Raw genomic sequence first — 20,521 nt, forward strand, 5'->3', positions numbered from 1 at the left:
TCAGAAGCCCTCATTGACAAAGACATTCAGAAACCAGCGTCATTCTCGGGGGAGAATGTGGTATTGGTGCAGCAGCTGTCCGATCTCGTTCTCGTCGAGCTTCTTGTCCAGTCTGCGGCGAAGTAGCTTCGGCAACGGCACGCTCTCCTCCTTCTTGTCATTGAGGAAGTAGGTTGCTTGGAGAAGTTTGCGGATGTCGTAGGTGGAGCCGAAAACTTCCGGCACTCCGCGTTCGATCCCGAGCAGGCTGTACGCGGCCTCCATCCCGGTGCGGACCGAGTACTCCGTCGTGAAGATGCAGTCGCGTGTTGTTTCCGCGAACTGGCCGAGGAAGGCGAAGTTGACGGCACCATCCGGTACAACCGCAGGCCGGTCACCGGCCTGACGGGGCATGAAAAAGGAAGTGACATAGGGCATCATCACTGGAACGGTCTTCGCCGCATTGGCCGCGAGTTCCGGGATGTCCTCGACTGGAACGCCCATGTGATAGAGCCACTCTTGGGTGATTTCCTCGCCGGTGCATTCCTGCATCGGCTTGTCGACGTAGTCACCGGGGACGTCGACGAATAGTGAGTAGACCCAGACGACGATCTGATCCTTGGGTTGTTGTTTGAAGTGCGGTTGCCGGTTTACGGTCCAGCTCATCAACCACTTCGAATCTCGTGCTGTCACGATGCCGCCGGTGACTACTCGTCCACTGAATGGGTCACGCTTGCATATCTTTTCGATGTATTCTGGGATTCGGGCATCCAACGTGGTCACTGTCGCTGATTCCCACTTGGTTTCTGCGACGTGCCCACCGAAGACGTCTGGTCGTCCGAATGCGGGGTCTTTTGTTGCTATACGACGCCACAAATCCCACGCTGGAGCGGGGCCCTCGTCGAGTTTCGCCGGCGTGTGATGGTCTCCGTTGTTCGAGTTCTCGGTGAGCGAGCCGATGGTAGTCAACACCAGGTCGCCGTCATCGAGGTCGACCCCACCCAAAACACCCTCGGATTTCCAGTGAATGCGTTTGGCCCGCTTGACTTCACCCGCGATATCGAAGTCAATGTCGGTGACTTCGGTATCGAACCGAAAATTCACTCCCTGATCGAGCAGCCACGTGTACAGCGGCAGCACGAGAGACTCGTACTGGTTGTATTTGGTGAACTTGAGGGTACTCAGGTCCGGCAGTCCTTTGATGTGATGGATGAATCGATGCAGGTACAGCTTGATTTCGAGAGCACTGTGCCATTCCTCGAACGCGAACATTGTGCGCCAGTACAGCCAGAAATTGCTTGCGAGGAATTCCTTGCCGAACACCTCGTTGATGCGCTTGTTCTCGAGTTCGCTACGCGGAGTGAGAAAGACCTTCATGATGTCCTTCTGCGCCTTCGAGTTCAGATTGAACTTGAAGTCTGTGTGCGCGTCCTCACCCTGACGTTCGGTGACGCGCTGCAGCGAATAGTTCGGGTCGTCTTTGTTGAGCCAGTAGAATTCGTCGAGCACGCTGGCGTCTTCGACCTCGATCGAGGGGACAGAGCGGAACAGGTCCCAGAGACATTCGAAGTGATCTTCCATCTCGCGGCCACCGCGAATGACGAAGCCCTTCTCCGGTTCCTTGATTCCGTCGAGTGCACCGCCGGGCAATTTCAACCGCTCCAGGACGGTGATGTTGTTTCCTGCCATCTGGCCGTCGCGGATCATGAATGCCGCACCGGCAAGCGATGCAAGCCCCGAACCGACGAACCATGCAGTCTTGCCGTCCACCCCGTCAGGCTTGCGTGGCCGCGCGAACGCTTCGTAGTTTCCACTGCTGTAATACATTGTTCCCCATCTCATTTAGAGGTTTGGCGACAGGACCCTTCACGGAATGGATGCCGAGTTTTCTCTTGGTGATGTAGTTTTCCTTCGGCCACGCCGAAAGTATTTGCATTACAGCGACACCGGGAGCCAAGATGTTGTAGGGAATACAGCGGCCGCCTCGACGACAGGAGAACGTCGCGACAGCGACAGCGAGATCTGCTGTAAACTAGAATCTTTCGGATACGACGGCGACCGAGCTGTCAGCCGCTCGGAGACGTCGCGTTTGGACGTCTCCGATGACTCGAAATCCCGTCTACATGCGGCGAATGGCGTCTCGCTGATGCCGTACGCCGTGACGTCGAACCCCTTGAAGGCCGTCTGGAACGCGATCGGTGATCCCCGAACGCATGTACCGAGGACTTTGGTTTTCCGGATTGCGATCATTATTTCGTCCTCGAGGTTCAGTCGGCAGTTTTCGCACGGCGGTTGGTCAGCAAGCCGGCGATCCATCCGAGGACGAGTATCACGACGAGGGTGAGCCAGAGTGGGGACTGCACTGAGACCCAAAACAGTTGGATCGTGGTCGCGGCCCGGTTCTGGAGGATAAAGGTCACCGCCTGCACCACCAACAGCAAAGGCGAGGGTGTTACGTGATGCGAGTACTGATCGGGCGGATGCCTGCCGGGTTTCCGAACTCATGGGAGGTACCCCATTCTATGTCGAGTGATATCGATCGAATGCTTTTTCGAAGGAGATACCGGACTCTCCCGTACCGATCCAGTTCTGTTCACGTCTGGCGGCGAGGATCTGAGATTTTGTGTCTCGGCGTGCCGAGGTTTCCTACCCGAGATCCCGGTAATGGCTGAAATCTGGAGCGGAACCAACTGGGATTACGTGGCTAATCGAAACATAACACGAGTGGCGCCGAAATGTCGGCTTTAGATTGCGTAAGCAATTCGCCTTCACACACTGTCTCTCTGGCATTTCGCTTGAACCTGAGGCTTTCTATTCAGTCCAGATGCGTTACTGTGCGTGCGGAACCTGCCTAGAGTAGACACCGGCATCTGCCTCGTCACCGGATATGGACTCGACGTTCTCATCGCCTGAGCCATACGGAAGGTCGGGAGATCCGTGCGCTGGTCAGCGATGGAAAGCGGATCGACTCGTAGTTGCCGGCGGCTACCGCGCTCATCGTTGCCCTGCTCCTGACTCTCGGATCGTGGTGTCAATGAGGTGCAGTTCGCGCGCTGTTGAAGCGGCGTACGACCGGTGAAATCGACTCCCGGCGAACGCTTGCCCGAAATAGATTCCTGACGCATCGACAGCATGTTCGAAACACGGACTCCCCAGAGCGGCGAATGACCGCTTGTCACCTCGTCAAATACGATAAAGCAAGTGAAAATAGCAATTTAGTATCCGATCGTTGACCCTTTCATCAGAGGATAATCTCGCCGGGAAACTATCATCGAACGGTTCGGCTCTTGTCCTGAAATACGGGTCTGCTTCCCTCTCGAAAACGAACTGTTCACGACGGCTACGCGCGCTTCACAGAAGGATGGAAGCAAAACATCGATCCCAGAGTGAACACATCCCATACCGTTGCCGAACTTTTACGAAACCATCCCGCAATAGTTTGAGAACTTGATCGAGTGGGCGTAGCAGCGCAGGTCGGCGATCTCCCCCACCTCAGCGAATTCCTCGATATTGCGGGCGCGACGTGGCGCGTTCAGACTGCTTCGGCCATAGAAGTAGCCGGACGGCTGCTCCTTCCGAGGAATACTGCGGATGCCAGCAGGAAGAATATTGCGCCGACAAAGGTTCCGATATTGGCCATGTTCGGGTCCAACGTGTTCCCGTCTCGCAAGACGAACGATCCGATCGCGGAGACTCCGAATGCGATGGATCCCAAGGTATTCAGCCACACGCTTTGCCATTCCTTCGATTGCGGTGCCCAGTAAGCGCCTTCCCTCAGCAGGATGAGGACAGCCAGTCCGCTCGAGACGAGGAAGGCTATCGAGCCCTCCGCGTTCGGATTCCAGACCAAGTGCATCTCGCCTCGTAGCGTAAGCGCGTGCAGCGCAGCCCCGGTGCTGACGTTGAACAAGATCGTCCCGAGTAACTGCACGGCAGCAGACAGCCAGACGGCCCGGATCGCGGGACGCCCCGAGTCGGTTGTGGTTGCTGGCCCGGCCAGCACCAACTGAACGAAAGCCGCGCAGGTAAAGAACCAGGAGCCCGCGAAGAAGAAGCTGTTGGCGAGTGCGGCACCGAAGAAGACCGACAGGAAGGGTGCCGACCCGAGCGCGAAGAGTGCGGATCCGATCACGAATCCCCACGACTGCATTCGAATGGTCGGGTGAATCAGCATGCGCTGCAGTGTACTTGGACTCGATATGAAAAGTCCTCCATTCGGGACCTTGGTCATCAGGCACTGATTTCGATCCGCCCGCCGCGGGTACGCGGAAACAAATTAAAACCATCTGCTTGTTTTTTGCTTTACCGAAGCATGACTCCACTTTGGGTGCTAATGTCCGATTTATGACAGCCACTCCTCCAGCTGGAAATCGTTTGCTGTTTCGCAATGTCCGTGTTTTCGACGGCACCTCCTCGACCCTTGTTGCCGGGGACGTTCTGATCGACGGCACCACGATCGCCGCGGTGTCGGAGTCGCCTGTCGGGGATGATCCGAGCCGCGAGACCACTGTCGTGGACGGTGGTAATCGAGTACTCATGCCCGGCATGAGCGATGCCCACGTTCACCTGGTCGGTAACGCGAATTCATACGTCGACATGGTGACCGGCAGTGAAGCGCACATCGCACTCAACGGCCTCGCTGAAGCAAAGAACATGCTGCACCGCGGGTTCACCACGGTCCGGGACATGGCGGGTGACACAAGCAGCATCAAGTCCGTGATCGATCGAGGCCTGTTCGAGGGGCCGCGCATCTACCCTTCCCAGGCTGCCATCTCCCAAACCAGCGGACACGGCGACTTCGGGTTTGTCTACGAATGCCCGACCGCGTTGGGAGGCAAGCAGTCTCGCGCCGAAGAAATTGGTTTCATGCGCGTCGCAGATGGCCCTGACCGGGTACTGGCAGCTGTTCGCGAACAGCTGAAGAAGGGCGCATCTCAGATCAAGATGATGGTCGGCGGCGGCGCTGCGTCGATGTACGACCCGCTCTACACGGTCCAGTTCACCGATCCCGAGCTTCGTGCAGCAGTGCACGCGGCCACCGACTACGGCACCTACGTCGCCACCCACGTTTACAACGTCACCGGCATTCGCCGCGCCATCGAAGCTGGCGTGAAATCCATCGAGCACGGTCATCTCGCTGACGAGGCGACGATCGCTCTGATGGCTGAGAAGGACATCTGGCTTTCGATGCAGCCCTTCGCGCTGGGCGATCACCACTATCCGGATCCGGGCCGCGCAGAAAAGGATCGCGAAATCTGCACCGGCACTGACGATGTGTACAGCTGGGCACGCAAGCACGGTGTCAAAACAGCGTGGGGTACGGATCTTTTGCTCGAGCCGCAGCTTGCGCCGCGGCAGAGTGAAATGGCGGCGCGACTCGGTGATCACTACAGCAATGCCGAAGCACTTCGGATGCTCACGTCGGGAAATGCCGAACTCTTCCGTCTTGCCGGCGAACGCGATCCGTACCGGCAAGCACCACTCGGAGTGATCGCCAAGGATGCGTGGGCAGATGTTCTTCTCGTCGACGGCAATCCACTGGAGGATCTGAGCCTGCTCGCCGATCCGGCCAAACATCTCTCCGTCATTGTCAAAAATGGTCAGGTCGTCAAAAACATACTGTGACAACGTCTTCATCGCGTTGATCCGTCTGACGTGCAGCCAATTCAAGCTGAACACCTGAGCGGGTCGATGTGTCCTCGTGCTCCACCGAGTCGGGAGTCCAAGTTGGTTGAAACACGTTTCGAGCGTTGGGAATTACCTGAGGACCGAGTCGAAGGGTCGTTGGTGTCCGCCCGCGGTATCGAGCTCCACGGGCCGTGGGGGCATGTGTTCGGTCCACTCGACATCGACATCGAGGCTGGCGGTGTGACCGTCCTGGCCGCGCAATCGGGTGCCGCGCGCACAGCCCTGCTGATGGCACTATGCGGACGGATGCGATTGTCGTCCGGGTCATTGACTGTGCTGGGCTACGAGAAACCCTCGAGAATTCTGGCTGTCTCGGCGATCGCATGTCTGAACGAACTCGACGAAGTTCGCCCATCGGTGACGGTGCGGGACATGGTGACCGAACAGTTGCGATGGAATTCACCGTGGTACAAGTTCGTGCCCCGGGTGAGCGAAGATCAAGTAGCAGATATGTGTGCGTACACATTTGGCGGCGTAGACCTCCCCCCGCTCAATGCCTTCGTCGACGATCTCCCGGAGATCCAACAACTGTTGCTGCGGATCGCCGTCGCGAACACCAAAAGACCACCGCTACTGGTGGTGGGTCGAGTCGACAAGATCGCCGACGACGACGAGCGGACAATGTTGTTACGCCGACTGGTCGCATTGGGAGAGCACCAGTCGGTGATCACCGCCGATGTCAACGACCTTCCGCCGGACAGCGGCGTCCATGCCGTGGTGAACATGCACGGCCTGCTGGGCGCCGGTGACATCGGCGTCATGACCGAAGGACGGTGAGCGATGCTCGCAGGTATATCTCTGGGCAGTGATATCAAACGCTACTCCCGCGGCACCCTGCCACGAATCGCGATCGTCACCATCATCTTGTTGCCGTTGCTCTACGGCGCCATGTACTTGTGGGCTTTCTGGAACCCGTTCGGCGAGGTGAACAAGATCCCCGCAGCGATTGTCAATAACGACTCGGGGCGAACATCGACAGGCCAACAAGTCGATGCCGGCGATCAGGTCGTCAAGTCGCTCATCGCCTCCGGGCAACTTGATTTGGCGGAGGTCTCGGATCAAGAAGCCCAAGCCGGACTCTCGAGCGGCAAGTACTATTTCACCATCACCTTGCCGGAGAACTTCAGCGACGCTGTCGAGTCACCCAACGGTGACAACCCCGAGAAGGCCGATCTCACCTTCACCTTCAACGACGCCAATAATTATCTAGCCACCATCATCGGGCAGGACGCGTCCGAACAGGTCATCAATCAGGTCAACTCGACCATCGGCGCCCAAGGCGTCGGCCAAGTCCTGACGGGCCTACAGACCGCCGGTTCGGGCCTGGGCCAGGCTGCCGACGGAGCGAAGACCCTCGCGGCCGGGATCGACACCGCCAAAGGTGGGGCCGATCAACTGAGCTCCGGTGCAGGCGAACTCGCCACCAACATGGTCACCGCACGCGATGGTTCCGCGCAGCTCGCAGCCGGCGCCGGGCAACTCGCCACAGCCATCGACGGCGTCGCCGACCCACTGCTCAACGCCCTCGACTCCACTGCCGTCTCCGACGTCGGTGCGCAAGCTGCGCAACTGCGGCAATCCCTCACCACCCTCGGGGATCGCCTCCCCAAGCCGCCACAGGTTACCGTCTCCCCGGCAATCCAGCGGGTGCTCGACCTTCTCGGACCCAGCACCGATCCGCTCGCACAACAGGCCGTTGCAGCTCTCACACCTCTCGTGGCAGCACAACCCCAAAGTGACACTGCCGCACTACAAGCGGAGATAGCGCGCCTCAGCGGTGATGCGCGCGCGCTCGAATACCAGTTGACGGATCCATCCAGTCCCCTGCAATCCGGACTCGCGCTGCTGCAAAACGGCGGGCTCGCCTCCGACGTCCGGCAACTACGCGACGGCGCCGACCAGCTCAGTTCCGGAGCCACGACTTTGAACTCCGGACTGATCCAGTTGACCGACGGCAGCACCCAGCTCGCGAGCGGAGCCGATCAGTTAGCTTCGGGGATGGTCGAGCTGCAATCAGGCTCAGGCGAACTGGCAGACGCACTCGCACAGGGCGCTGGGCAAGTACCCAGCTGGACCGACGCGCAACGCAACGCTACCGCGGACACCCTGTCCACCCCAGTCGCACTCAAGCAGGACTACACCAACGAGGCACCCACATTCGGTACCGGATTCGCGCCGTTCTTCCTCTCCTTGGCCCTGTTCGTCGGCTGCATCATCACCTGGATGCTGCTGACCCCGCTACAATCCCGCGCAACTGTCAGTAACCTCGGCCTCTATCGCACAGTTCTGGCTTCCTACTGGCCGGCACTGCTCATCGGCATCCTCCAAGTGATCACGATGTACGCCGTGGTCCACATCGGGGTCGGCCTGGACGTCAAACACGTTCCCGGAACTATCCTGTTCCTGATGCTGGTCTCGGCGACGTATTTGGCGATGATCCAGATGTTCAATGCTCTCTTCGGCGTCGCAGTCGGCCGAGTGGTGACATTGGCCTTCCTGATGCTGCAACTGGTCTCCGCCGGCGGCATCTACCCAGTGCCCACGACAGCGACGCCCTTCCAATACATTCATCCGTTCGACCCGATGACATACACCGTCAATGGCCTCCGGCAACTCATCACCGCCGAACACGTCGACTCTCGACTCTGGACAGCAATCGCCGTCCTGACCGGCATTCTGCTCGTCTCGATGACTATCAGCGCACTCTCCGTGCGCCGCAACCGGCGTTACACCATGGAACGCCTGTACCCGTCCATCGAGGTGTAAAGCACTGCACAGCAACATCTTCACAGTCGACCACATTTGAATCACCGTCCAAGTCGTACCCCGCACGCTCGCATACTGGAGGAGAAAAAAATGTCAGACAGCTTCGCAGCTCCCACCGAAACCCTCGCACCGGCGTACACAGGACGGCTCGGCACCGATCCGATTCCAGCTCTGAAAATGCCCAAGGCCGAGTCGGATCCCGAAGCGGCGTACCGATTCATCCACGACGAACTGATGCTCGACGGCAGTTCCCGACTGAACCTGGCAACCTTCGTCACCACTTGGATGGATCCTCAGGCAGACAAGCTGATGGCCGAGACATTCGACAAGAACATGATCGACAAAGACGAGTATCCCGCGACAGCGGAGATCGAAACTCGTTGCGTCAACATGGTTGCCGACCTCTTCCACGCAGAAGGGCTGACCTCCGACCCTGCGTCCGCAACGGGGGTCTCAACGGTAGGGTCCTCCGAAGCTGTGATGCTCGGCGGCCTCGCACTCAAATGGCGCTGGCGCCAGCGCCGCGAACAAGAAGGTAAAGACACCACGAAGCCCAATCTCATCCTCGGCAGCAACGTCCAGGTCGTCTGGGAAAAGTTCTGCCGCTACTTCGACGTCGAACCAAAATACCTCCCCATGGAAAGGGGCCGCTACGTCATCACTCCCGAACAGGTCCGTGACGCCGTCGACGAGAACACCATCGGCGTGGTCGCCATCCTGGGCACTACATTCACCGGCGAGCTCGAACCCGTCGCCGAGATCGCCGAAGCCCTCGACGAGATCGCCTCAAACGGTGGTCCCGACGTCCCCCTCCACGTCGACGCTGCCAGTGGAGGTTTCGTCGTCCCGTTCCTGCACCCCGAGCTGATGTGGGACTTCAAGGTTCCGCGTGTGGTCTCGATCAACGTCAGTGGCCACAAGTACGGCATGACATATCCTGGCATCGGTTTCGTCGTCTGGCGCTCGAAAGAACACCTACCGGAAGACTTGGTGTTCCGGGTCAACTATCTCGGCGGCGACATGCCGACCTTCACCCTCAACTTCTCTCGATCTGGCAACCAGGTCGTCGGGCAGTACTACAACTTCATCCGCCTCGGCGTCGCCGGATACACCCAGATCATGGAATCGCTGCGCGACACCGCGCTTATGCTTTCCGCCGCAATCTCCAAGATCGACAACATGGCGATCATCACCGACGGCACCGCTATACCGGTCTTGTCCTTCGAAGTCGTCGACGACCCAGGCTTCACTGTCTTCGACATCTCCCACGAACTCCGGGCACGCGGATTCCAAGTGCCCGCGTACACCATGCCCGCCGACGCCGAAGATGTCGCCGTCCTGCGGATCGTGCTACGAGAAGGTTTCAGCCAAGATCTCGCGTACAAACTCGCCACCGCCCTCAACGAAGTCGTCGAGCAACTTCGTAAGAGCAACGCCGATCGACCCCAAAGGACTGCTTTCGCCCACTAACTGCTGTTGAGGGGCAGCCTCAGAACCGCTTCCCCTCAACAAGCTTCTAATTCTGGACGACCAGCTGCACCAACGAACACTTTGCAACAGGCAAAGATCGACTCCGCCTGCTAGCCCGGTCAGTGCACGCCGTTCGTACGGATCGACCGGAACCACGGTGCGTGTGCGCTCACCGCGAATAACGCACTGCGGCAGATGTGCATGTCAAACGTACGTCTGGCAGTTTCGACTGACTGAAAGTCGACCGATTCGTACAAGTCGAGAGCAACCGCTATCAAGCACCATCGATCACATGCTCACCTTCATCGTCAGATACGGGTACGTCCCGTTCATGCTCTTGGGAATCAACGGAGCCGCAATCGCGCTGGCGGCATCCGGCGCGCCGAAATGGTCACTGGTGGCATTGATTCTCTTCGCAGTGGCCTGCTCTTTCGCGGCCGAACGGGCGCTTCCCTACGAATCTTCGTGGAATGCCCCGGGACCGGACAGGTTTCGCGACGCTGTCCATGCGTTTGTCAACGAATCCCTCATCTTGGTCAGCGTCGCGGTAATCCCGTTGATGGCCGCGGTGATTCCGTTCGACGGGCTGTGGCCGAGCGGTCTTCCGTTTGTCCTTCAGGTCGTCTTCGCAGTGTTGGTCGCCGATTTCGGCATCACCGTGGTGCATTTGATCAGCCACAAGGTTGGATGGTTGTGGCGTTTCCACGCGGTTCATCACAGCCTCGAACGGTTCTACGGTATGAACGGACTGATGAAGCACCCCGTGCATCAGACTTTCGAAACCGCCGGTGGCGTCCTGCCACTGATCCTCCTCGGGATGCCCGTCCCGGTTGCCTCGGCGCTCGCGGTTTGTGTCGCTGTCCAACTCCTGCTTCAGCATTCGAATGCCGATTACCGCATCGGCCCCCTGCGTCCGATACTCGCCCTCAACGCCGGCCACCGATTCCATCACCTGAAGTGGGCGGGAATCGGTGACGTCAATTTCGGTTTGTTCACTCTGATCTGGGATCACCTTTTCCGCACTTATTCTTTCGATCCGGAAAAGCGCTTCAGCAGTGACGATCTCGGAATGGCGGCCAAACCCGACTACCCGGACGACTACCTCGGCCAGTTGGCCGAACCGTTCCGGAAACAGAACTGACGGACGATCGGTGGAGATTCAGCCCGCGAGTACCCGTCGCATGACGGGCTTGGCTGCAAACGCACTGGCCAACACCAACGCGATCCCCACAGCCAGGGTGACGCCCAACTGAACCAGCGCCATCGGAGTGGTCAATACGGCTGCCCCTGCCAGCGGGAAGAGGAACAGCAGTGCAGCGCCGGCGCCGGCCAGTGCCATCACCACGACGGGAGTGCGAACGTGCCTCATGCGGGCGCTGTCCATCACCTCGACAGGTGTGCCGGCCAAAGTCAGACTCCGATACAGCTCACGGTTGTCGAGGATCCCGGATACCTGGGTGAGCGCAGACGAGATGGCCGCCAACGTGAATGTTGCTCCGAGAGTGAACAACACCCCGGTTCTCATGTCCGCGAACAGGAACTCCTGCCCTGGCTGCAAATCCTGCCCCTCCCCGTTGCCTATCGCGGCGAGGAGAGATGTGCCTGCGGCAACGAAGCTGGCCATCGTCACACCGCTGACCGTGCGCCACACAGCCTTCGGATTGTCCAAGACCCGACGCGCCGCAATCAGCGAAGCACCGTCTTTGGCGCATTTGAGCATGATCCGTCCAAGCAGCGAAATGACGAACGGACCGACCAACGCAACAACGCCGAAGCAGAGACCAAGGCCCACCAGGATTGCCGCGATGCTTGCCGCGGAGCCCCCGAATGCACTCCATCCCACAAGAACCCCCACCCCAGCCACAGCGAAGATCATCTTCGGTGCGGCGCTGGGATTGCCCGCCGTGACGCCCAACGGGCTCACGAACACCTGGCGCATCCCGAGCATCGACGTCAAAGCAGCCAGGATGGTCATTCCGAATACGATGCCCACCAGCGGAAGTGCGCCTACCCAAAGCTCACTCCACTCGAATGTCCGACCTTGAAATCTCAAGAGAGCTACGAGCGGCAACGCGAGGAGGTATCCCACCACACCGATCAACGCACCGGCCAAGCCCTGGATACCCGATTCCGCAGCGCACAGCGCAACGATCTGGCGAGGGGTGGATCCGATGAGTCGCAGCGAGGCAAGTCGTTCGTCGCGACGGCGCGCGCCCAAGCGGGCCGCCGCCAGACCGAGAGTGATGGCTGGAACGATCATCAACACCGAAGCAACCCCTGCGAGTGCTAGGTACGCCTCGGCTTCGGGTTCGCTCGATCTGCCCGCGAATGCACCGTAGCCGCCGAGCACCGTCAGCAACAACGTCGTCGAGGCGGCAAATGCGGACACTGGGAGCGCGAAGGTACTCAAGGCCTTTCGCCCTTCACCGCGCACCGTCATCAATGCAACGCGCGCTGTGGCCTTCATGCCGCCACCTGTGTCCCGACGAGCGAACCGGCCTGCATCATCATCGTGCGATCACACCACCGCGCGACTTCGGCATCGTGAGTGACGACGACCAACGCAGAACCGATCTGTTGAGCCGAATCACGCAACACCCTCATCACTTCCCAACTCGTCTGCGCGTCGAGGGCACCGGTCGGCTCGTCCGCGAAGAGAACGGCGGGTTTGGTCACCAACGCTCGCGCAATCGCGACACGTTGCGACTGCCCACCCGACATCTGACCCGGGCGACGATCCTGCAGCCCATCCAGCCCCAAGGGCGCGAAGAAGCCGTGCGCCGTCCGCTTGGCTTCTGCGATGGGCAACCCGTTGAGTACGAGAGGCAGCGCGACATTCTCGATCGCCGGAAGCTCCGGCAACAGTTGGCCCGATTGAAAAACGAACCCGTAGGATTCTCGTCGGAGCCGGCTGCGGTCGTTCTCACCGAGGTTCTCGATATGCCTGCCGCTAAGTAAGATTGCTCCCGAGTCGGGCTTGACGATTCCTGACATGCAATGCAGCAGTGTCGACTTCCCCGATCCTGAAGGACCCATGATGGCCGTGGCAGTGCCGGCGCGCACTTCCAGCGATACACCTCGGAGCACCGGAACGTCGCCGTACGACTTGCCCAGCGCGTGGACCGACAGGACTGCGGGTGCTTGTGCGTTGTTCATGATTCCACCTTCTCGTGAACCCTTCGCGAACACATCGGCCCAGCGCACGATCTTCGGACTGAGCTCGGTCCTACCGGAGGATGACCGGACCCCGAGCTCTGTCAGGGTCGTCACTATGATTTCCGACATGACCTGGTCCGGCGCCGTCCACATGCAGCCCGGAATTCTCATGTTCACCGGCGCAGTGGGATCCGCGCACATGCATTCGCACGCCGCTGTTCAGATCATGATCATCGACGACGGGGACGTCACGGTCACGGACGGGGACGGCCACAGTGCAGTCGTGCGGTCCGTGGTCATTCCATCCGGGGCGGTCCACGCGTTGTCCGCCTCCGAGGGTGCGCGGGGACGGGCGATCTACATTGACTCCACCACCGGGATGGGTCTGCGCATCAGGCCACCGGAGCCGGGCCGCGGTGGTGTGGCCGACTGGTCGGACCGTGGGCAGACCGCAGTAGCGATGACGGACCGCGGCGCTGATTCGGATCTGGAATACGCAGCGAGGCTGATCGATTCACTATCCGAACGCGAAAAGGCGTCGAACTTAGGCGCTCTTCACCCGGCCCTCGAGCATGCCCTGACGCTACTTCCCGAGAGAATCTCGGGGCAGGTCACACTGACGGACATCGCCGCCCTGGTCTCCATCTCGCCCGGACGGCTGGGAAGAATCTTCAACGATCAACTGCAGATGAGCTTTTCGACCTACATCCGCTGGTTACGGTTACGACGTGCCATGGAAGTGATGAGCAGTGGCGCAACCCTGACAACCAGTGCACACGAGGCCGGTTTCACCGACAGCGCCCATCTCAACCGTATCTGCCACAGCATGTTCGGGCTCACGCCCAGCGCCGCGACCGGCGGCCTCACCTGGAATTGACGCTGCCCCTCAGCTGACGCTGTCCATCTCCGTCCTCGCGAGCAACGACAGACGACTGTAGAGGCGCGCCAATCCGGGAACGTCCCGAAGACTGCCCGCAACGTCCTCCACACCGGCAGCGGCATACACCGTCAGTCGCGCATCGACGTCGTAGAGAACATCGACGACATTTCCGAAACGGCGAAGGGCAAATTCCGAAGCTTCGGCGAGCACTGGTACTCCGAAGATCACCCAGTCGTCGAAGCGGGAGGCAAGCTCGAGATAGTCGGCAGCCGAGGTCGAACCAGCGCACAGCACCTCGAAGTCGAACCAGACAACACCGTCTCGAATCGCCGAGCACTCCAATGTGCGTGTGCCTATCGTCAATTCGACACTTTCGCCCGAAGGCCACGTAATTCCCGAGCCGACGAGGAATGCCCCTGTCGCAAAACGGTAGTCCCCGGCACCTGGCTGACCCGCCGTCCGATAGTCGACGGAGCCACCCAATTCGATCACCTCGAGAGTCCGCTCGATCACCTCGATCGACGGAACGAACTGCTCGTGAAGAAGCGGATTCGGAAGAAGATCGGTCGGCGGGACATTGGACGTGACAACAACAGTCACACCTTTCGCGACGATTGTGTCGAGAACCCTTGCCATGAACATGGCGTCGGCGACGTCGTCGATGTGGAACTCGTCGAAACAGAGCACGCGGATTCCGTCGACGACGTGGTCCAGCGCCGCGCCCATCGACCCGAGTTCGTGCGCCCGAGAGTGCAGATCTGCAAAGAACCGATGAAAGTGAATGCGCTGCTTGCCGACTCGGATGCTCTCGTAGAACTCGTCCATGAGCATCGTCTTACCGCGGCCGACGCTACCCCAGAGGTAGATCCCTCCGCCGACCTCACCGCCCGAGATTCGGGCCCGCAGTGCATCGAGGGCTTCATGTGCCGCCAACTGCTCTTCGTCCAGTAACATGAGGCTCCTCTACATCTGTAGAGTCGAGGCTAGTGACCGAAGGCAAATCGAGTCAATGTGACCCTCACGACGCACCATCTGCAGCATGCAACTCCGGCAGCATGCAACATCGACAGCAAGGAACGACATGAAGCCCGATCGCAGAGCCCTCATTGCGGCATCCGCCGTCACGATCATCGCCGAGCAGGGCCCGCGTGCACTCACCCATCGGGCGATTGATCAGTCCCTGGAACTTCCTGCCGGTTCGACGTCGTACTATTTCCGCACTCGCGAGGCACTTCTCGAAGCAACCGCATCGCACATCGTGCACCGGTCACGTTCGACTTTCGGCGAACTCCGCGAGAGGCCCAGCGATCCTGCTGCCCTGACGGCCGAGTATCTCGACGATCTTCTCTCGCACCGCAGACACGAATTGATCGCGCGCTATGCACTACTCGTGGAATCTCCCCGAGATTCGGCATTGCACCAACTCCTCGAAGGCAGTCTGTTTTCGCTGGAGAAGGCAAGACCCGTCTTCGAAACCGCTGGTGTTGGCGACCCTGATGTCTCTGCCGCAAATTTCCTGAGCCTGCTGGAGGGCTTGATCTTCGACTATTGCCTGGGATCACGTAGCCGGGACCCTCACTCCAGCGAAACCGTTCGGCAACTTCGGATCCCGATCGACATCTACCTTCGCGGAGTGGGGGTCATCTGAAAGACCTTGGTCAGCAGAGGCTTCCGGTACAGGGTTGTCGACCAGAGAACAGCGCCGCGACAAAGGGAGTGCTGTCTGGAACCGAAGCCGGGACGGTTCCCAGATGATCAGTGGGATAGGTATGGAATGCAAACTCCACACCGTTGGCAGCGAGGTCAGCCGCGAACTTCAGTGTCAGCGGTGCCGGAACATCGACGTCCGACAACCCCTGACCAATGAAGAACGGGCGGTCGTATCCTGCGGTCGGCACAGTGAGCAGTTCACGCGCAGCCTCCATGAATACTGGATTGTCCAGCGACTTCGTCAGCACCTGCCCGAGTGTGACGGTTCCGTACTTCGTGCGCGCCTCGGTGTAGCACATGTTGTTCTCGACGTCGTCGAGGATGGTCTTGCCGAGCGAGGTCAGATACGAGTCGATGTCGATGTCCGGCCGCGAAGCACGCAGTCCGTCAAGAACGTTCGCGATGTAGACCGTCGTACCCTTGAGCGGAAGCGCCGGGAAAGCCGGACCACCGAGCGGTAGAAGATTTTCGATGTTCGAGGGGACACCAGTGGCGACAGCGCCGCGGTAGTCCAACTCCGGCGCGTAATCAGTGGCAAGCGAAGCGGTGAACATAGTCGCCTGCCCACCCTGCGACTGTCCCATCGCAACCCATTCGCTCGACAGGTCGTCGTCGACCGCACGAGCGGCACGCACCATGTCCACAACGCTGTGTGCAGCGGAACGACCGTCGAGATACGGGTGAACACCAGGTGTTCCGAGCCCCACGTAGTCGGTCGTCACCACCGCGTATCCCTGCTCCAGCCAGTGACCCAGATGTGTCGCAGTCCGTTCGAGTGGAACACTGCTGCTCGGCGCACACTGATCCGCGACACCCACCGTTCCGTGCGCATAGGAGATGACCGGCCAACCACCCTCGGGCGGAGATCCCTCTGGGCGATACACCACACCGGTACTCGTCATCGGCGCATCCTTCGGGCCCGTCGACCAGTACGTCACCTTTGTTGCGCTCACGGCACCCGGGATCACCCGATCGGGACCGAGTAACTCCCGACTCACGACAGCACCCGGAGCATCATTCGGTTCCGCTCCAGCCGGCGCCGCAACTGTCAACGCCACCAATGCACTCGCACTCAGCCCGACGAGCGTCCTACCCAGTCGCTTACTCACGTACTTCTCCTACGATTGCGGTGACGGTGCATCTGTGGTGATCGGCCCCACATCAGCCGATCGAGTTCAGACCATAGAACAGCCTTACCAATTGGTCAACCTAGATTCCCACTCCGCATCTACCGTCGTGACACGCCTGCTCGGGTAGGGTGGCGGTGTTCGATACGTGCAGGTCCCAGCGAGATCAGGAGGCCGAAAGGCTCTCTCATGTCAGCACCTGATCTCCCGACCTTCCCTGCTTCGCAGCAGAAGTCGGTGGCTGCGATTCTCCGAGCAGCAGGTTGCGTATTCGCCGAAGACGAGGCTCGCCTACTTCTTCACACCGCACGCTCTCTCGATGAACTCGACGCGATGGTCGACCGACGAGTTGCCGGCGAACCACTCGAACCTGTCCTCGGATGGGTCGAGTTCTGCGGCTTGCGCATTCACATCGACTCTGGAGTCTTCGTCCCACGCCGGCGCACCGAGTTCCTCGCCCGGCAGGCCTGCTCACTCGTCGTCTCGGGAAGCGTCGTCGTCGACATGTGTTGTGGCTCAGGAGCTGTCGGTACCGTCCTGCAGTCGACGCTCGATGCCGTCGATTTGTACGCGGTAGATGTGGAACCAGCCGCGGTGCGGTGCGCTCGCCGAAACATCACACCGCCCGAGCGCGTACTCGAAGGCGATCTGTTCGAACCACTGCCGACGGAATTACTCGGTCGCGTTGATGTCGTCGTTGCCAACGCACCTTACGTCCCCACCGATTCGATCAGGCTGATGCCGCCCGAAGCCCGTCTTCACGAACCGCTGGTCTCGTTGGACGGCGGCACCGACGGACTGGACCTGCAGCGACGCATCATCGCGGACGCTGCGCCGTGGCTACGACCGGGTGGCTGTCTTCTCGTCGAGACGAGTACGGAGCAGGTCGAAATGACTGTTGAAACATTCACTCGGGGAGGGTTTCTCACTCGGGTGGCAACCTACAGTGAGACCGCGTCGACCGTGGTGATCGGTCAGTGTTGAAGGCGATCGGATCCTGGCGTGGACCACTCCCGAGCGCGGGCGGCAAAGCCGTCGACAAAAAGCCCGAACGCACGATCGACGCGGGCCCGGTCCCCAGTGGCCAGAAGATCCATCGACAGACCCCGCATTTGCGAGAGCAACAGAGTAGCGACAGAGGCAACATCGTCCTCGGGGCAACCCGCTTGTCGTAGACCGGCTTCCAGTGCCTCGATCCAATCGCCTACAAAACGGTCCAGGAACCGTCCGTAGCGTTCGCGGTCGCCGAGCGCGAGGGCGTAAATCTCGACCATCACTCGGAACCGCGGCAGGACCTCCGGCGTCGTACGTTCGGTCCACCACGCGGTCAGCACTGTCGCCGGATCGACCCCCGGTTTCATCGGAACCGCAATCGGAATGGACTCACCACGCATGTTCTCGATGACCTCGGAGAGCAGGTTCTCCTTGCTCTCGAAATGGTTGAGCAACGACGCATGCGACACACCTACGGCCTTGGCGAGCTGCCTCACCGTCAGTTCCCCGACACCGTTGTCGATGACGTAGCGGGTCAGCGCGTCGAGCAACTCCTCACGTCGCCCGGCGTATCTCAGGCTGCGTTTGTCGATGCGTTCGGGCTCCGGCACATACCCACCCTACCGGCCGGAATCACCAGGTCAGCGGCTGACTGCCTTCTGATACCGACGAATAGCGAACGGCACGAAGACGATCAGCAAACCGAAAGTCCACAACAGCGACGCGATGACCGGATTCTGCAGTGGCCACGCATCCGGAACCGTCATCGCAGGATTGGTATTGCCGAACAGTTCACGCACCGCCTGAGTCACCGCCGACACCGGATTCCATTCGGCGATCACTTTGAGCGGGCCGGGAAGATTGGTGGTCTCGACAAAAGTGTTCGCGATGAACGACAGCGGAAAGATGACGATGAAACTCGCGTTGTTGAACACCTCCGGCGTGCGGATCCAAAGCCCGACAACAGCCATGACCCATGACAATGCGTACGCGAAGAACAGAAGCAGCGCATAACCGGCCACCGCCTCGAGGAAGCTGGAATGGATGCGCCACCCCACCAGAAGACCGGTCAACGACATGACCACCAAGCTGATGACGTTGATCAACACGTCACTCGATGTTCGGCCGGTCAGCACGGCAGACGGAGCCATGGGCAGCGATCGAAATCTGTCGATGATTCCTTTCTGAATGTCTTCGACCATCCCCAAACCAGTCCAGGTAGCACCGAATATGACCGTCTGCGTGAAGATTCCGGCGATCAGGAACTCTCGATACGACGTGCCCGGGACGGAGATCGCGCTGCCGAACACGTATGCGAACAAGAGCACGAACATGATCGGCGACAAAGTGGTGAACACCAGCAGATCCGGAACGCGCTTGATCTTGATCAAGTTTCGCCTGGCGATGGTCAAACCGTCTTCGAGCGCCATCTGCACGGTCATTTCTGATCCTCCAGTTCAGCCTGGTGCCCGGTCAGTGTGAGAAAGACATCGTCGAGAGTGGGCCGGCGCAGACCGACGTCGAACACCCGAATGCCTCGTGCCGACAGGAGATTCAGCGCTGCGACCAACGCATCGGTACCGTCGTCGACAGGAACGGTGACGCGACGGACATTCTCTTGAACCTGAATGTCCCCCACGGCAAGCGAGCGCAATTCTTCTCGGACGATGTCGAGATGTTCGACCTCGTGCACACTCAGTTCGATGCGCTCACCCCCGACCCGCGCCTTCAGCTGATCTGCAGTACCGCGCGCGATGACCGAGCCGCGGTCGATGACGGCGATCTGGTCGGCCAACCTCTCGGCTTCCTCCATGTATTGCGTCGTGAGCAACAGTGTTGTCCCCTGCGCCACCAGCCCTTCGATGACATCCCAGAGACCGAGTCGCGCACGAGGATCGAGGCCGGTGGTCGGCTCGTCCAGAAACAACACCTGCGGCCGAGCAACCAATGCGCCGGCCAGATCGAGACGGCGGCGCATTCCGCCGGAATAGCCCTTGACCGGCCGATCGCCAGCCTCGACGAGATCGAACTGCTCGAGCAATTCACGCGCTCGTGCCTTACTGCTTCGGGCGCCGAGGTGATACAGCCTCCCGACCATGTCCAAGTTCTCGTAGCCCGTCAGGTACTCGTCGACCGCGGCATACTGACCCGAAGCACCGATCTTGGACCGCAACGCCCGCGCATCCTCGACCACGTCCAGCCCGGCAACCTTGGCGCGTCCACCGTCCGGAATGAGCAGCGTCGTGAATATCCTTACCGCAGTGGTTTTTCCGGCGCCGTTGGGGCCCAACAGGGCCATCACCGAACCCTCGCGCACTTCCAGGTCGATGCCGTCCAATGCCGTGACGTCGCCGTACTTCTTGACCAGCCCCTCGGCCACAATCGCTTCGGTCATGAGCCCTCCCGCATCGGTAATCCGTCGGTAGTCCGTTCCCCAGTGTGACCCAGGAGGCCGACACATTCCAGGAAATTTCGTCAGTTGCCCGGCTGCAATCACCTCCCTGGTTTCGCCGGTGCCTTTCGGCCACGAGGTACGGAACAGACCACACGTCCCAGTCCTGTCCAATACAGCCGATAAATTTCACCGACCTTTCGACGGATATATACCGGAAAGAAAAACCCGAAATTCTTGAACAAAGACCGCTTTCAGGTATTCATGATGAACGCGGCAGCGTTACACTCGTACAGCAAGTGACACTCGGGCCGGTGACAGTTGACTTATGGTGTCGAATCTCGAATTACAAATCAGACA

At 59.9% G+C, this 20,521-nt stretch carries 18 protein-coding genes; 8 read left to right on the forward strand and 10 right to left on the reverse strand.

Annotation, left to right across the window (positions count from 1 at the left end; all coding sequences use genetic code 11):
• Positions 1–39 precede the first annotated feature (39 nt).
• The 3 genes from QM596_RS17690 to QM596_RS17705 all read right to left on the reverse strand — a co-directional run bounded on the left by QM596_RS17690 (position 40) and on the right by QM596_RS17705 (position 4,153).
• On the reverse strand, positions 40–1,806 hold the full coding sequence (locus tag QM596_RS17690; RefSeq protein ID WP_283309572.1) for an oleate hydratase: 1,767 nt from the start codon (positions 1,804–1,806) through the stop codon (positions 40–42).
• A 440-nt stretch (positions 1,807–2,246) separates the two neighbouring features.
• Positions 2,247–2,399 carry a DUF1049 domain-containing protein gene (locus QM596_RS17700; RefSeq protein ID WP_225989417.1) on the reverse strand — a complete coding sequence of 51 codons (153 nt, stop codon included), beginning with the start codon at positions 2,397–2,399 and terminating at the stop codon, positions 2,247–2,249.
• A gap of 1,112 nt (positions 2,400–3,511) precedes the next feature.
• Positions 3,512–4,153, reverse strand: coding sequence for a hypothetical protein (locus QM596_RS17705; protein WP_019746880.1), 642 nt, complete (start codon positions 4,151–4,153; stop codon positions 3,512–3,514).
• A 170-nt stretch (positions 4,154–4,323) separates the two neighbouring features.
• On the opposite strand from QM596_RS17705, the gene QM596_RS17710 reads away from it, so the two are divergent.
• The 5 genes from QM596_RS17710 to QM596_RS17730 all read left to right on the forward strand — a co-directional run bounded on the left by QM596_RS17710 (position 4,324) and on the right by QM596_RS17730 (position 11,044).
• Positions 4,324–5,604, forward strand: a complete 1,281-nt coding sequence (locus QM596_RS17710; protein ID WP_019746879.1) for a metal-dependent hydrolase family protein — start codon at positions 4,324–4,326, stop codon at positions 5,602–5,604.
• 204 nt (positions 5,605–5,808) lie between these two features.
• Positions 5,809–6,444, forward strand: coding sequence for a P-loop NTPase family protein (locus QM596_RS17715; protein WP_024488313.1), 636 nt, complete (start codon positions 5,809–5,811; stop codon positions 6,442–6,444).
• Between the two features lie 3 nt (positions 6,445–6,447).
• On the forward strand, positions 6,448–8,433 hold the full coding sequence (locus QM596_RS17720) for a YhgE/Pip domain-containing protein (RefSeq protein ID WP_141487785.1): 1,986 nt from the start codon (positions 6,448–6,450) through the stop codon (positions 8,431–8,433).
• A gap of 90 nt (positions 8,434–8,523) precedes the next feature.
• Complete coding sequence (gene gad / locus QM596_RS17725; RefSeq protein ID WP_019746876.1) at positions 8,524–9,903, forward strand: glutamate decarboxylase; 1,380 nt, start codon at positions 8,524–8,526, stop codon at positions 9,901–9,903.
• Between the two features lie 292 nt (positions 9,904–10,195).
• Positions 10,196–11,044: a sterol desaturase family protein gene (locus QM596_RS17730; RefSeq protein WP_019746874.1), complete on the forward strand. Its 849-nt coding sequence runs from the start codon at positions 10,196–10,198 to the stop codon at positions 11,042–11,044.
• A gap of 18 nt (positions 11,045–11,062) precedes the next feature.
• Here the strand turns inward: QM596_RS17730 and QM596_RS17735 are convergent, their stop codons facing one another.
• Together QM596_RS17735 and QM596_RS17740 are read right to left on the reverse strand one after the other, a co-directional pair.
• Complete coding sequence (locus QM596_RS17735) at positions 11,063–12,370, reverse strand: FtsX-like permease family protein (protein ID WP_019746873.1); 1,308 nt, start codon at positions 12,368–12,370, stop codon at positions 11,063–11,065.
• On the reverse strand, positions 12,367–13,212 hold the full coding sequence (locus QM596_RS17740; RefSeq protein ID WP_133727713.1) for an ABC transporter ATP-binding protein: 846 nt from the start codon (positions 13,210–13,212) through the stop codon (positions 12,367–12,369). The genes QM596_RS17735 and QM596_RS17740 overlap by 4 nt, the downstream gene beginning before the upstream one ends.
• Between QM596_RS17740 and QM596_RS17745 the strand changes: the two genes are divergently transcribed.
• The gene (locus tag QM596_RS17745) at positions 13,187–13,936 is read left to right on the forward strand and encodes a helix-turn-helix domain-containing protein (protein ID WP_283309573.1); all 750 of its coding nucleotides are present in this window, start codon (positions 13,187–13,189) and stop codon (positions 13,934–13,936) included. The two genes, QM596_RS17740 and QM596_RS17745, sit on opposite strands and share 26 nt — an antisense overlap.
• A gap of 9 nt (positions 13,937–13,945) precedes the next feature.
• Here QM596_RS17745 and zapE read toward each other — a convergent pair whose 3' ends face one another.
• Positions 13,946–14,893, reverse strand: a complete 948-nt coding sequence (gene zapE / locus QM596_RS17750; protein ID WP_283309574.1) for a cell division protein ZapE — start codon at positions 14,891–14,893, stop codon at positions 13,946–13,948.
• 127 nt (positions 14,894–15,020) lie between these two features.
• Between zapE and QM596_RS17755 the strand changes: the two genes are divergently transcribed.
• The gene (locus tag QM596_RS17755) at positions 15,021–15,587 is read left to right on the forward strand and encodes a TetR/AcrR family transcriptional regulator (protein WP_042950808.1); all 567 of its coding nucleotides are present in this window, start codon (positions 15,021–15,023) and stop codon (positions 15,585–15,587) included.
• A gap of 10 nt (positions 15,588–15,597) precedes the next feature.
• On the opposite strand, the gene QM596_RS17760 is transcribed toward QM596_RS17755, so the two are convergent.
• Positions 15,598–16,758, reverse strand: a complete 1,161-nt coding sequence (locus QM596_RS17760) for a lipase family protein (protein WP_283309575.1) — start codon at positions 16,756–16,758, stop codon at positions 15,598–15,600.
• A 207-nt stretch (positions 16,759–16,965) separates the two neighbouring features.
• On the opposite strand from QM596_RS17760, the gene QM596_RS17765 reads away from it, so the two are divergent.
• On the forward strand, positions 16,966–17,760 hold the full coding sequence (locus QM596_RS17765) for a putative protein N(5)-glutamine methyltransferase (RefSeq protein ID WP_020906129.1): 795 nt from the start codon (positions 16,966–16,968) through the stop codon (positions 17,758–17,760).
• Here QM596_RS17765 and QM596_RS17770 read toward each other — a convergent pair.
• Genes QM596_RS17770 through QM596_RS17780 form a run of 3 tightly spaced genes read right to left on the reverse strand, consistent with a single transcriptional unit; the run spans position 17,751 to position 20,164 of the window.
• Positions 17,751–18,380 carry a TetR/AcrR family transcriptional regulator gene (locus QM596_RS17770; protein WP_019746866.1) on the reverse strand — a complete coding sequence of 210 codons (630 nt, stop codon included), beginning with the start codon at positions 18,378–18,380 and terminating at the stop codon, positions 17,751–17,753. The genes QM596_RS17765 and QM596_RS17770 overlap by 10 nt on opposite strands.
• Before the next feature lie 30 nt (positions 18,381–18,410).
• On the reverse strand, positions 18,411–19,211 hold the full coding sequence (locus QM596_RS17775; RefSeq protein WP_003945537.1) for an ABC transporter permease: 801 nt from the start codon (positions 19,209–19,211) through the stop codon (positions 18,411–18,413).
• Positions 19,208–20,164: a daunorubicin resistance protein DrrA family ABC transporter ATP-binding protein gene (locus tag QM596_RS17780; protein WP_003945489.1), complete on the reverse strand. Its 957-nt coding sequence runs from the start codon at positions 20,162–20,164 to the stop codon at positions 19,208–19,210. The genes QM596_RS17775 and QM596_RS17780 overlap by 4 nt, the downstream gene beginning before the upstream one ends.
• Positions 20,165–20,521: the final 357 nt, after the last annotated feature.

The organism is Rhodococcus sp. IEGM 1406 (assembly GCF_030056745.1).
In the GTDB taxonomy this organism is placed as follows: domain Bacteria; phylum Actinomycetota; class Actinomycetes; order Mycobacteriales; family Mycobacteriaceae; genus Rhodococcus_F; species Rhodococcus_F erythropolis.

Bases quoted from the DNA above. Each gene is read 5' to 3' on its own strand.
- QM596_RS17705 (WP_019746880.1), bottom strand. From the start codon at position 4,153: ATGCTGATTCACCCGACCATTCGAATGCAGTCGTGGGGATTCGTGATC.
- QM596_RS17740 (WP_133727713.1), bottom strand. From the start codon at position 13,212: ATGTGGACGGCGCCGGACCAGGTCATGTCGGAAATCATAGTGACGACC.
- QM596_RS17765 (WP_020906129.1), top strand. From the start codon at position 16,966: ATGTCAGCACCTGATCTCCCGACCTTCCCTGCTTCGCAGCAGAAGTCG.
- QM596_RS17710 (WP_019746879.1), top strand. From the start codon at position 4,324: ATGACAGCCACTCCTCCAGCTGGAAATCGTTTGCTGTTTCGCAATGTC.
- gad (WP_019746876.1), top strand. From the start codon at position 8,524: ATGTCAGACAGCTTCGCAGCTCCCACCGAAACCCTCGCACCGGCGTAC.
- zapE (WP_283309574.1), bottom strand. From the start codon at position 14,893: ATGTTACTGGACGAAGAGCAGTTGGCGGCACATGAAGCCCTCGATGCA.
- QM596_RS17690 (WP_283309572.1), bottom strand. From the start codon at position 1,806: ATGTATTACAGCAGTGGAAACTACGAAGCGTTCGCGCGGCCACGCAAG.
- QM596_RS17720 (WP_141487785.1), top strand. From the start codon at position 6,448: ATGCTCGCAGGTATATCTCTGGGCAGTGATATCAAACGCTACTCCCGC.
- QM596_RS17775 (WP_003945537.1), bottom strand. From the start codon at position 19,211: ATGACCGTGCAGATGGCGCTCGAAGACGGTTTGACCATCGCCAGGCGA.
- QM596_RS17735 (WP_019746873.1), bottom strand. From the start codon at position 12,370: ATGAAGGCCACAGCGCGCGTTGCATTGATGACGGTGCGCGGTGAAGGG.
- QM596_RS17745 (WP_283309573.1), top strand. From the start codon at position 13,187: ATGACCTGGTCCGGCGCCGTCCACATGCAGCCCGGAATTCTCATGTTC.
- QM596_RS17755 (WP_042950808.1), top strand. From the start codon at position 15,021: ATGAAGCCCGATCGCAGAGCCCTCATTGCGGCATCCGCCGTCACGATC.
- QM596_RS17780 (WP_003945489.1), bottom strand. From the start codon at position 20,164: ATGACCGAAGCGATTGTGGCCGAGGGGCTGGTCAAGAAGTACGGCGAC.
- QM596_RS17730 (WP_019746874.1), top strand. From the start codon at position 10,196: ATGCTCACCTTCATCGTCAGATACGGGTACGTCCCGTTCATGCTCTTG.